Source organism: Zoogloea ramigera (genome assembly GCF_006539865.1).
GTDB classification, from domain to species: Bacteria; Pseudomonadota; Gammaproteobacteria; order Burkholderiales; family Rhodocyclaceae; genus Zoogloea; species Zoogloea ramigera.
Genome location: NZ_BJNV01000054.1, coordinates 22,884 through 34,653, shown reverse-complemented (window position 1 = coordinate 34,653; position 11,770 = coordinate 22,884). Strand labels below are relative to the sequence as shown.

General features: G+C 69.2%; 11 protein-coding genes and 3 tRNA genes. 1 reads left to right on the top strand and 13 read right to left on the bottom strand.

Annotated elements, in window-relative coordinates:
• Window positions 1-68: 68 nt before the first annotated feature.
• From ZRA01_RS14755 to nikR, 6 genes are all read right to left on the bottom strand, one after another.
• Window positions 69-143: transfer RNA gene (locus ZRA01_RS14755), tRNA-Thr, on the bottom strand.
• A gap of 15 nt (window positions 144-158) precedes the next feature.
• Window positions 159-232: transfer RNA gene (locus ZRA01_RS14750), tRNA-Gly, on the bottom strand.
• A 72-nt stretch (window positions 233-304) separates the two neighbouring features.
• Window positions 305-389: transfer RNA gene (locus ZRA01_RS14745), tRNA-Tyr, on the bottom strand.
• Between the two features lie 110 nt (window positions 390-499).
• Window positions 500-997, bottom strand: coding sequence for an energy transducer TonB (locus ZRA01_RS14740; RefSeq protein ID WP_141353531.1), 498 nt, complete (start codon window positions 995-997; stop codon window positions 500-502).
• Between the two features lie 495 nt (window positions 998-1,492).
• Window positions 1,493-2,314 carry a HoxN/HupN/NixA family nickel/cobalt transporter gene (locus ZRA01_RS14735; protein WP_141353529.1) on the bottom strand — a complete coding sequence of 274 codons (822 nt, stop codon included), beginning with the start codon at window positions 2,312-2,314 and terminating at the stop codon, window positions 1,493-1,495.
• A 102-nt stretch (window positions 2,315-2,416) separates the two neighbouring features.
• Entirely contained in the window at window positions 2,417-2,893 is a 477-nt protein-coding gene (gene nikR / locus ZRA01_RS14730) for a nickel-responsive transcriptional regulator NikR (protein WP_141353527.1), read from the bottom strand.
• Window positions 2,894-3,005: 112 nt separating this feature from the next.
• Between nikR and ZRA01_RS14725 the strand changes: the two genes are divergently transcribed.
• The gene (locus ZRA01_RS14725) at window positions 3,006-3,431 is read left to right on the top strand and encodes an acyl-CoA thioesterase (RefSeq protein WP_141353525.1); all 426 of its coding nucleotides are present in this window, start codon (window positions 3,006-3,008) and stop codon (window positions 3,429-3,431) included.
• On the opposite strand, the gene ZRA01_RS14720 is transcribed toward ZRA01_RS14725, so the two are convergent.
• The 7 genes from ZRA01_RS14720 to hypF form a co-directional block, all read right to left on the bottom strand.
• Window positions 3,432-4,445, bottom strand: coding sequence for an SPM autocatalytic domain-containing protein (locus tag ZRA01_RS14720; RefSeq protein ID WP_141353523.1), 1,014 nt, complete (start codon window positions 4,443-4,445; stop codon window positions 3,432-3,434).
• A 67-nt stretch (window positions 4,446-4,512) separates the two neighbouring features.
• A complete protein-coding gene (gene hypE / locus ZRA01_RS14715; RefSeq protein WP_141353521.1) occupies window positions 4,513-5,559 on the bottom strand; it encodes a hydrogenase expression/formation protein HypE in 1,047 nt (348 codons plus the stop codon).
• A 47-nt stretch (window positions 5,560-5,606) separates the two neighbouring features.
• Complete coding sequence (locus tag ZRA01_RS21440; RefSeq protein ID WP_246093686.1) at window positions 5,607-7,637, bottom strand: methyl-accepting chemotaxis protein; 2,031 nt, start codon at window positions 7,635-7,637, stop codon at window positions 5,607-5,609.
• Between the two features lie 77 nt (window positions 7,638-7,714).
• A complete protein-coding gene (gene hypD, locus ZRA01_RS14705) occupies window positions 7,715-8,851 on the bottom strand; it encodes a hydrogenase formation protein HypD (RefSeq protein ID WP_141353519.1) in 1,137 nt (378 codons plus the stop codon).
• Window positions 8,848-9,090: a HypC/HybG/HupF family hydrogenase formation chaperone gene (locus ZRA01_RS14700; RefSeq protein ID WP_141353517.1), complete on the bottom strand. Its 243-nt coding sequence runs from the start codon at window positions 9,088-9,090 to the stop codon at window positions 8,848-8,850. Before ZRA01_RS14700 ends, hypD begins: the two co-directional genes overlap by 4 nt.
• Before the next feature lie 4 nt (window positions 9,091-9,094).
• Entirely contained in the window at window positions 9,095-9,391 is a 297-nt protein-coding gene (locus ZRA01_RS14695; RefSeq protein ID WP_141353515.1) for a helix-hairpin-helix domain-containing protein, read from the bottom strand.
• On the bottom strand, window positions 9,388-11,769 hold the full coding sequence (hypF, locus tag ZRA01_RS14690) for a carbamoyltransferase HypF (protein ID WP_141353513.1): 2,382 nt from the start codon (window positions 11,767-11,769) through the stop codon (window positions 9,388-9,390). Before hypF ends, ZRA01_RS14695 begins: the two co-directional genes overlap by 4 nt.
• Between the last annotated feature and the right edge of the window lies 1 nt (window position 11,770).

The following is an 11,770-nucleotide window of genomic DNA, read 5'->3' as shown; positions in this document are numbered from 1 at the left end:
TATCATCAACCCCGCAAAAAATCAGGAAATCGGAACACCAACTATGATTTGCCGCACCATCAAGTCGATGGTGCCCATGGGCAGGATTGAACTGCCGACCTCTCCCTTACCAAGGGAGTGCTCTGCCACTGAGCTACATGGGCCTCACACACTCAACCTGGAGCGGGTGAAGGGAATCGAACCCTCGTCATAAGCTTGGAAGGCTTCTGCTCTACCATTGAGCTACACCCGCTTTACAACGCAACGACTCACATTCACCGCTCACGCCGCAGAACTCACGACTGAGCACACAGCTATAAACTGTTGGTGGAGGGGGAAGGATTCGAACCTTCGAAGGCAGTGCCGTCAGATTTACAGTCTGATCCCTTTGACCGCTCGGGAACCCCTCCAAGCGAGAAGCTGCGCATTCTAGACATCGTTTCCCGCGCTGTCAAACACTATCTGCGTCTTTTCGTGAACCGCCGCGGTGACACCTTCCTGCGACGACAAGAAACCGTGTTCAGGCCGCCTCATCATCGCCCAGCCGGAAACGGATAGGCACCACAACGACGCCCTCAACCGCCTCGCTTCCACGCCTGGCCGGAACGAAGCGCCAGTGCCAGACCGCGGTCATCGCCGCCTCGTCGAGCGCCTCGTGACCGGCGCTCTCCCTAACCCTGACCGCAGTCGGAATCCCTTCTGCGGACACCTGGACCTCCAGGCGCACCGTCCCTTCCAGCCCACGGCGGCGCGCAAGCATCGGGTAGGCAGGCTTCGGGTTGTCCAGATAGCGGGCGCCGAAACTCGGCGGCGCGTAGCTGGGTGGCGCAGCGGGGTGACTGGCAACGGGCGCGGGCGCAGCGGGAGTGATGACGGCAGGTGCCGCGTCAGCCTTGTGAACGGTCGTGACGGGGGCGCCGGCCCCGGCAGCGACGCTGGGTGTCGCGGGATCTGCGCGCGGCGCCACCATGCGCTGCGGCGGGGGCGCCACAGCCTCGGAACGGGGCGGCGTCTTCACCTGACGAGGTGGCTCCGGCGACACCCGATGCGGCGCGGGCGGCTGTGGGTGCGCAGGGCGGCTCGCCGCGGGCGCCTCGGCAGACTCCCGCGGCAACAGGCGGGCTTCGATGGGGCGCGGTTCCAGCACAGGCCTTGGCAGGCCGCTCCCCAGAGCCAGCACCAGGCCGTGGGCAACGATGGACGCGCCGACGGCGTAAAGGAGCCCCTTATCCCTCAAGCCGGCCTCCGACGGACAATCAGGATCAAGCTTGAGTAAGTCATGGTCACGAGAGGGCTTTCGGTGTTCAACGGGGACTCACGGCGATATCGGTGTCACGCGACGAGGCGTCACCCCGCACGGCAGGCGCCCACTGTGCCATCGGTGCCCCATGGCAACCTTGAACCCGATCAAGACACCAGGTGGACTTCACGACGAGGGCCTGATAGGGGCCGAATGCTACACGCTCACAGCGCGATGCGCCGCACCGACCAGGCTCCCATCGGCACTCGATGTTCAGACGACGCCCTGGCGCAGACCACTGCGGCGCGCCAGATGGAGGCCGACCAGGAAACTCGCAAACACCACCGCGATCACGCTGGCGCCGAGCAGCAGCTCCCTGCCCTCGCCCCACGCCTCAAGCCCGGGCAGGACCAACCGGGCGGCGCCGTAGGCGGCCACCAGCAGGCTGACGCCCGCCACCGCCACGGCCATCACCCGCGACGCGATGCGCGCCGCGCTGTCGGCCCGGGCGATGAGACGGGCCAGCCACAGGCCGTTGGCCCCATCGGCGAGCAGCATCCCGGCCATGAAGACCAGACCCAGCCCCAGCGCGTGCTGCCAGCCGCCGGCCTGCACACCGGCCACGGCGAACAGCGCAGCCTGGCTCACGGTGTCGAAGGACAGGGCGAACAGCGCCCCGACCATGGCGACGCCAGCCGGGTCCGAGACCCGCGCAAGACGCCCCAGCCAGCGCCCCTTCAGGCCCACCGGGCGCACCACCTCATGGGCCTCTGCGGCGAAGACTGCGCGCAGGTTGAGCACGCCCAGCAGCACCAGGAAAGCAATCGAAATCCAGGCCCCTGAAAATTCCAGCCATTCCGGCGCCGACCAGCCGCCGGAGAGCAGGCTCACCCCCAACGCGATGGCCACGACCACCGCCCCATGCCCCAGCGAGAACAAGCCGCCACAGAAGCGCGCCATCCGCGGCCGGGCCCGGGCGTTGTAGCGCGTCAAGCCGTCGATGGTGGCCAGGTGGTCCGCGTCGAAGCCGTGCTTCACGCCCAGCACGAATACCAGCAGGACGAGGGCAAAGCTGTCGGCAGGCAGGGGAGACATGGGGCCGGCACCGGGCAGGTAAGAAGCTTTTATTTTAGTGCACACACAGGGGTCACACCCACCCTGCGAGGAAAATCGACGCTCCAGCCAGCCTGTGGCAGCTCAGCTCCGCGGCCGATAGTGACCGTGGGAACGACTGTGCCCGTCGGCGTGGGAATGGCTGTGGGGCTGCTCCCGATATTCTGCGCTCACCAGATTCAACTGCCCGTGGCGGATGCCGGGGCGGGCGATGAGGGCATCGGCGAAAGCCCGCACCGCGTCGGTCGGCCCCCGCAGGATCACGCTTTCCATGCAGTTGTCGTGATCCAGGTGGGCATGCAGGGTCGCCACGCAGAGGTCGTGGTGGGCGTGCTGGTCGTGGGTCACCCGCTCGGCCAGTTCCCGCTCGTGGTGATTGAAGACGTAAGACAGGTTGGCGATGCAGTGGGGGGCGTCCTCCCGAGCCAGGCGGCTGGCCTCGATCTGGCTGCGCAGGATGTCGCGCACCGCCTCAGAGCGGTTGGAATAGCCCCGGGCGGCAATCAGCGCATCGAAGGCCTGGGCCAGCTCTTCGTCGAGGGAGATGGTGAAGCGTTCCACGGGCAGGCTCCGGATCGGGGTGAGCACATCATTCTGCCCGCCACATCTCGAGCCGGCAATCGGCCGGCCCTGCGATAATCCGCCGACCGACAAACCACCCAAGGACGCGTCCATGGCCCGCGTGATCATCGAGCTCCCCGAGCATTTTCTGTTCACCACCGACATCCCGATCTACATCGGCCACATCAACTACGGCCATCACCTCGACAATGCCGCCCTGATCGGCCTGCTCTCCGAGGCCCGGGTGCGTTTTTTCAAGTCCCTCGGCTATACCGAACTGGACGTGGAAGGCGTAGGCATCGTCGTCGCGGATGCCGCCATGCAGTACAAATCCGAAGCATTCCACGGCGAGACGCTGGTTTTCCAGATCACCCCCGCCGACTTCAACAAGTACGGCTGCGACCTGATGTGGCAGGCCAGCGACAAGGCCAGCGGCCGCGAGGTCGCCCGGGGCAAGACCGGCATTCTGTTCTTCGACTACACGGCGAGACGGCCGGCGCCGGTGCCCGAAGGCTTCCGGCAGCGTACCCAGGGCTGATCAGACGACCACATCCACCTGCTGCAGGGTGCCCGCGCCGCCAGCCTCGCGAAGATACACGCCCGAGCTGCGGACCGCCCCCAGCTCAGTGCCATCCTTGAGCGCAAAGGGCGTGGCGACCCGGTCGAGCCCCAGGGCGCCCACACCAGCCTCCGCCAGGCTGCGCACCGCACCACCGCCCTCGGCGTCCGGCGTCCACACACCGAGGCGGCCGAACACCGGGTCGGCCTCGTCGATCCAGCCGTTGGCGTCGCTGTCGTAGGCGGCCAGATCGGCGAAGCCGTCACCGCTGGTCGGCCCGAAGAGCTGGCGCCCGGATTCGACACGCCCGCCGCCGACGGCGTCGAGCACCAGAAAACCGCTGCCCTCACCGAGCAAGGGCATGTCCACCTCGTCGCCATTGCCCAGCAAGTCGAAGCTGAAACGCTGGCTGCGCAGGCTCGCCGCGTCGGCGCCGAAGTTGAGCACCAGCGGGTCTTTCGCCGCAGCGCTGCCGGCCCGCAGGCTGAGGCTGCGGGTCTCGCTCTCGTAGCGCTGCATCGACAGGCTCAGGCTGAAAGAAATGTCACGCCCGTCGGCGGTGCGCACCGTACCGGCGGCCTCGAAGCTGGCTGCCTCGTAGTGCTCGATGGTTTCACTGCGGGAATATTCGATGCCGAAGGCAGGCCGGCTGCCGCCCTGCCCTGCCGGCGCCTCTGCCGCCGCATCGGCCTGGATGTCCTCGCTCGAAAGCACCCGGATCGAGCGCCCGCTGAGCATCTCGACGATGGCCCTGACCAGCTCCAGCTTCGGGTCCAGCGGCGCATCCTCCGCCGCAGCCCCCGTCGCGGCGCTTTCGTCAGCCTGCAAGGCCTCCCGGGCAGCCTCGGAGACACGCACCTCGGGCAAGGCCCGGGCCCCCCGCTCCACCGCAGCGCCCTGGCCGACCCAGGCCGACAGGCTTTCCTTCACCTCGAGACGGGTCGCCTTGAGGCTGCTGGCCTGCAGCTCCAGGCTGGATTCAGAGATTTTCATTGCAGCACCACCTCATTACACCAAACACCTCTGAACTACGGCCATTTAGCCAGTGGCTTGAATGGACTCAGCAGATGCGCGGCAGTTGTTCGCTCGCCAGCCAGTCGACCATGCGGCGACCACCGAGGGCGGTCTTCATCTGCACGAAACAGCGCTCGTCGGCACACACCTCGCCGACCCGCGCCGCCCGGGCGCCGAGGGGGTGGGCGCGCAGCGCGGCCACGAGGGCGTCGGCCTCGTCCGCCGCGCAGATGGCGATGAGCTTGCCTTCGTTGGCGATGTGCAGCGGGTCGAGGCCGAGGAACTCGCAGGCCGCCGCCACCTGGGGATTGACGGGCAGCGCCATTTCGTCGAGGACGATGCCGACGCCGGACTGGCGCGCGATCTCGTTGAGGGTGGCCGCCAGGCCGCCGCGGGTCGGGTCGCGCAGCACCCGCAGGCCCGGCACCGCCGCCAGCGCAGACTCGACGAGACCGTGGAGCGCCGCCGTGTCGGAACGGATCCCGGACTCGAAGGCAAGCCCTTCGCGCCGGGCCATGATCGCCATGCCGTGGTCGCCCAGCGTGCCCGAGACGATCACCGCGTCGCCGGGCCTGGCGTTGGCGCCCGACAGCTCGCGCCCGGCCGGCAGCGCACCGACACCGGTGGTGGTGATGAAGATGCCGTCACCCTTGCCCTTTTCCACCACTTTGGTGTCGCCGGTCACCACCGGCACGCCCGCCTCCTTCGCGGCGGCGGCCATGCTGGCGACGATGCGGGCGAGCTCGGCCAGGGGGAAGCCTTCTTCGAGGATGAAGCTGGCCGCCAGATAGAGCGGCCGGGCGCCCATCATCGCCACATCGTTGATGGTGCCGTGCACGGCGAGGCAGCCGATGTCGCCACCCGGAAAGAACAGTGGCGAGACCACATGGGCGTCGGTGGCGATCACCAGCCGCTCGCCGGCGGCGGGCGCCGGCAGCACGGCTCCGTCGTCGCCCCGGCGCAGCCATTCGTTGTCGAAGGCGCGGCCGAAGACCTCGCTGATGAGCTGAAGCATGGCACGCCCCCCTCCGCCGTGGGAGAGATCGACGGCACCGCAGGCGAGATCGAGGGGGCGGACGTAGTTTTTTTTCATGATGGTGCGCGCCGCGGCAGCCCCGACCGCCACGGACGCGCCGTGGCTCAGGCCTGCCTCAGCTGATTGTCGGTGAGGTTCTTGAGTGTATCGGCGACAAGCCGTGCATGGTCGGCGCTCTCGGTGGTCTTGCTGCTGAAGGCCTCGATATCCTGCAACATGCCCGACACGCCAGACACGTCCTCCGCCTGGCGCCCGATCTCCTGGGCAACCCGGTTGATCTCGGCTGCCAGGGTCGAGATGTCGGCGCCGATCTCGCCGGCGCTGGTGCGCGACTTCTCGGCCAGCTTGCGCACCTCGTCGGCCACCACCGCGAAGCCGCGACCGGCCTCGCCCGCGCGGGCGGCCTCGATGGCGGCGTTGAGGGCGAGCAGGTTGGTCTGGTCGGCGATCTGCTGGATGATCTCGACGACGCCCTGGATCCGGCCACTGGAATGGGCCAGGTTGCGCGCGCTGCCGGCGGCGTCTCCGGCCTGGCGGGACAGCTCCTCGACGGTGTCGCCCACCTGGGCCACCACCTTCGCCTGCTCGTCGGTGGTGGCGGCGAGCACGCCCATCGAGGCATACAGGTCGCCCGCGCATTCTTCGAGCTGCAGGGCGGTGCTCTCGCGCAGGTCGCGGGACGACTTCAATGTGCGGCCCAGGCTGTTGAGGCCATGCACCACCGGCGCAATGCCCTCGTCGAAACTCGACGCGTCGAGCTGGCTGTCGAAGCGCTGGGCCTGGTAGTCGTCGATCTGGGTGACGATGAGCTTGGACAAGCCGGCCAGCTTGGCCCCCTGCCGACGCAGGAAAAATGCCTTGAACTCGCCGTAGTGCGCCACGAAGTAGTCCACGTAGTCGTCACGGAAGCCCGCGCCTTCCGGCACCCGGAAGAAGAACACCGCGGTGAGGGTCTGATTGAGGTTGAGGCCGAGGATCTCGCCGAAGGTCGAGAAGCCCGCCAGTTGGTCGCAGGGCAGCGCCTGGCGAACATGGGCGAGGTCCTTGTCGTTGTAGAGCCGCCGCAGGATGCAGTCGTTGAGGATGCCGGCCACCGGCGCACCGGGCTTGCCGGCCATGAAACGCCGGAAATCCTCTTCGGTACTCTGCACCAGCTTGGTCCGGCGCACCAGCAGCAGGTCGTCGCCCGGGGAGATGTCGCAGTAGAAATACACCCGCCTGGCCTCGACATCGACCCGCACCACCGAGCGCACGAAGATCTCCTTGCCGACCTGGATCGCAAAGGAAAAGTCGGCCAGCTTGGCTTCGAGCTCCCGCGGGGCGCAGCGAAAATGCGCGCACAGGGCGTCGATGAAGGACACCACGCGCCCATCGGCGTCGATCACTTCGCTCACGTAGCGCTGTTCGAGGGAGGCGTGGAGCACCGGGAAGTGCGGGCCGTCGGGCACGAAGTTCTGGCTCTTCAGCACCCCGAAGCGGGTGCCCCGGGCGACCTTCAGGAAGGCGATCAGGGCATGGTTCTCGAGGCGGCGGGTGCCGTCGTGGAGCCAGGTGTTGCGGAAGTCGAACTTGCCCCCTGCCGAGCCGCCCACGAACAGGCACGGGAAGCGCCCGGAGTCGTACAGCGCCTCCATGAAGAAGGATTCGGAGGCCGACAGGCCGTCAAAGAGGACGCACGCCAGCGTATCCCGGTGGTCGATCTCCATGCCCACCTGCAGCGCCTGGATGTTGCGGGCGATCCGGGCGACCCGCTCCTTGACCGGCATGTCGACGTCGCCCCGGCGGATGTCCTCGCAACCAAGGGGCACCGCCACAACGCTGGCCTGGGCGATCAGCGAGGCATCGAAGCACTGCAGCACCACCCTGCCCCACTGATCGCCGGTGTTGCAGTAGAGGCCTTCGCCCGCCGAACACAGCTCACCGGCGGTGGAGCACAGCATGATCGGCACCCCGGGGAAGCGGCGGGTCACCGTGCGGGCAACCTGATCGATGTCGAGGTGGGGCGACACGTAGGCGTTGATGAAAGTCGGCTTGATCGACAGGGCGGCAAGCGCCTGCTCGAGCTCTGCGGCACGGCACTGCAGCATGGCGACGCCCGACATGGACGTTCCGCGCAGTTTGCTGAAAAACTTCACTTGTTGTCTCCTCGCTCGGCCTGGTGCAGACCATTTGAAGCTCTATCGGCGGCGAGGCGAGAAATCTGAAGCAGAAATCAGTGGGGGCCGGCTGGGTCGCGGACACGCCCGTAGGTGTAGTGGGCGGCGCAGGCGCCCTCGGAGGACACCATGCAGGCCCCCATCGGCGTGTCGGGCGTGCACACGGTGCCGAACAGCTTGCAGTCGAGGGGCGCCTTGACCCCACGCAGGATGGGCCCGCATTCGCAGGCCTTGTGGTCGGCCACCGGCACATAGACGAGCCCGAAGCGGGCCTCGGCGTCGAAGGCGGCGTAGCGCTCGTGGATGCGCAGCGCCGAGCGGGGCAGCACCCCGAGGCCGCGCCATTCGAAACTCTCGCGCAGCGCGAAGACATCCGCCATCAGCGCCTGGGCCTTGAGGTTGCCGTCGTCGGTGACGGCCCGGGTGAACTCGTTCTCGACCTCGGCGCGGCCATCGTTCACCTGGCGTACCAGCATGAGGATCGCCTGCATCACGTCGAGGGGCTCGAAGCCGGCGATCACCACCGGTTTCCGGTACTCGGCGGCAAAGCGGGCGTAGGGGCGGCTGCCGATCACGGTGCTCACGTGGGCCGGGCCGATGAAGCCGTCGAGGGCCACGCCGCCCGGCGCCCGGGCTTCGGGGGCGTCGAGGATCGCGGCGATCGCCGGCGGGGTCAGCACATGGCAGCACAGCACGCTGAAGTTGGCGAGGCCCAGCGCCGCCGCCTGGCGGATCAACAGCGCAGTGGGCGGCGTGGTGGTCTCGAAGCCGATCGCAAAAAAGACAACCTGCCGCCCGGGTTCGCGGCGGGCCAGCGCCAGCGCCTCGGCGGCCGAATAGACCATGCGGATGTCGGCACCCTGCGCCCGAGCGCGGAGCATCGTGAGCCCCGCCGAGGCCGGCACCCGCAGCGTGTCGGCGTAGGTGCACAGGGTGACGCCCTCGTCGAGGGCCAGCCGGATCGCCTGGTCGATGCGCCCGATGGGCAGCACGCAGACCGGGCAGCCCGGGCCATGGATCATCCGGACCTGGGGCGGCAGCAGGTCGGCCAGGCCGTAGCGGGAGATCGCGTGGGTGTGGCCGCCGCAGAACTCCATGAAGGCGTAGCGGCGCGCCGGGCTGGCCTCGCGGGCGATGGCGGCGGCAATGCCGCGGGCCAGTTCGCCGTCACGAAACGCGTCCACGTATTTCATGGGCACGCCCCCGCGCCGCCCACGTCGAGGCCGGCCTCGGCCATAAGCGCCAGCGTGCGGGCCGCCTCGTCGGGGTCGAGCCGGGTGAGCGCGTAGCCTACGTGGATGATCACGTAATCACCCACCGCGACATCGTCCACCAGTTCGAGGGAGATGGCCTTGCGAACGCCGCCCAGGTCTACCAGGGCCTGGTTGTCGGGGAGGAGTTCGACCACGCGGGTCGGGATGGCGAGGCACATGGGATCAGTCCTTGCTGGCGGCCTGGCGCGCCTTGCGCTCGGCCGTGTAATGCCACCAGGGCCGGGCCGGCTCGCCGGCCATGAAGCGCGTCGCGGCGATGAAGGTGTCGAGCAGGCAGGGGTCGTGGCAGAAGCCGCGGCGGGCGTTGAGCTCGGCGTACAGGGCCCACGGGTCGCGGCCGACGAGCCCAATCGGCGCCGTGATGCCGAGGGCCCGCAGTTCATCGGCCACCGCGCAACCGACGTTGGGGATGTCTTCGAGCCGGCGCACGCTGCCCGGCGTGTGAGCCGATTTTTTCAAGTCGCAGGCCCCGTCATGAGCTGCGCCCGGGCGACCCAGGCCTGGCCGAGGGCGATGCCGCCGTCGCCAGGGGGCACGTGCTGGGCCTCGAAGACGGCCAGCCCGCGGGCCATCAGCTTGCTGCGCAGGCCGGCAGCCAGCACGCGGTTGTGCAGGCATCCGCCGGCCAGCGCCACCCGCCGCAGCCCGCTGGCCTCGGCGGCTTCGCCGATCCAGTGCTCAAGCCCGTCGACGAGGCTGGCGTGGAAATGGGCGGCACCGCGCTCGGGCGTGGTTTCTTCGGCCAGCTGATTGAAGAGCGGGTAAAGGTTGAGCACAAGGGGCCCGTCGGGCGAGCGACGGTCGATGTGATAGCCGCCGGGCAGGGGCAGCGCCTTGCCATAGGCTCGGGCGGCGGTCTCGAGGAGCATGGCCGCCTGACCTTCGAACGTCATCGTCTCGCACAGGCCCAGCAAGCCGGCGGCGGCGTCGAAGCAGCGGCCGAGGCTGGTGGTCGGTGGGCAGCGGGTGCCGCGCGTCAGCATGTCGAGCACCTGAGCCACATGGGGCTGGTGGGCGAAACGCCGGGCAGCCTCGTCGGCGCCTCCGAGGGCGTGCAGCACGGCACAGGCCATGCGCCACGGTTCGCGGGCCGCGCGGTCGCCCCCGGGCAGGGGCAGCGGGGCGAGATGCCCCAGGCGCTGGAATTCGGCCCCGTCCACCTGCAACAGTTCGCCGCCCCAGGGCATGCCGTCGGTGCCGAGGCCGACCCCGTCGGCGGCGAAGCCGAGCACCGGGCCATCGAGACTATGCTCGGCGCACACGGCCGCGATGTGGGCGTGGTGATGCTGGACGGCGACCGCCGGCACGCCCAGGCGCGCCGCCATCTCGAGCGCCGCGCGGGTGGAGTAGTAGTCGGGGTGAGCGTCGTGGGCCACCGCCGCCGGGCGCACCGACAGGATGGTCTGCAGGTGCTCGGCCGCCTCGTCGAGCGCGGCGCAGGCGGCCGGGCTGTTGAGGTTGCCGATGTGCTGGGATAGAAAGGCCTCGCGCCCGCGGGCCATGCACAGGGTGGCTTTGAGATGAGCGCCGAAGGCGAGCACCGGCGGGCCGGCCTCTTGAAGCGGCATCGCGAGCGGCGTGAAACCCCGCGCCCGGCGCAGGAACTGGACGCCCGCCCCGGCGGCCTCACCCGGCCCGACGGGCAGGTCGGAGCGCAGGCGGAGCACCGAATCGTCGCAGCGTACGACGATGTCCCGGTCGTGCATCAGGAGCACGTCGGCGATCTCGGCGAGACGCTCGAAGGCTTCGTCGTTGCCCTGCACGAGGGGCTCGCCGTGGGGGTTGGCGCTGGTCATCACCAGGGCCAGCGGCTGGGCTTCGGCGAGCCAGGCGGTGCCGGCGGGGCGGCCGGCGGCCTCGTGGAAGAGCAGGTAATGCAGCGGCGTGTAGGGCAGCATGATGCCCACTTCGTCGAGCCCCGGCGCGATGCCGGGCAGGCGGGCGTCGAAGCCGGCCTGCTTGTCGAGCAGCACGATGGAGCGCTCGGCGCTCTCGAGGGTGGCTGCCGCCGCGCCGCCCAGCCGGGCCAGCGGGGCGACGCTGGCAAGATTGGCGAGCATCAGCGCCAGGGGCCGGTCGGGGCGCTGCTTGGATGCCCTCAGGCGGGCCACGGCCGCAGCGTTGGCCGCGTCGCAGGCCAGGTGAAAACCACCCAGGCTCTTGATCGCCACGATCTCGCCCAGGCGGATGCGGCGCAGGGTCTCGGCGATCGCATCGCGCGCCAGGGCCGGCACGCCGTGGGGCTCGAACAGGCTGAGCCGCGGCCCGCACACCGGGCAGGCGTTGGGCTCGGCATGGAAACGCCGGTCGCCCGGGTGGGCATATTCGGTGGCGCACGCGGGGCACTGCTCGAAGCCGGCCATGCTGGTGCGGGCGCGGTCGTAGGGCAGGCTGCGGGTGATGGTGTAGCGCGGCCCGCAGTGGGTGCAGTTGATGAAGGGGTAACGCCAGCGGCGGTCGGCGGGGTCGAACAGCTCGGCGAGGCACGCCGGGCAGACGCCTACATCGGGCCCGATGGCGGTGGCCACGGTGCCGCCGGCGCTGGGCAGGATCGCGAAATCACGGCGCCCGTCCTCGGGCGGGATCACCTCCGGCTCGACGGTGTCGATGCGCGCCAGGGGCGGCGCCTCGGCCACCAGACCGCGGGTGAAGGCTTCGACCAGCGGCTCGCTGCCCTGCACCTCGATCTCCACCCCGCCACCGTCATTGCGCACCCAGCCGACGAGGCCGAGGCTGCGGGCATAGCGATAGACGAAGGGCCGGAAGCCCACCCCCTGGACCACCCCGCGCACCCGCAGCCGGCGGGCGACGCGGGTCGGGTCGACGACGATCAGCATC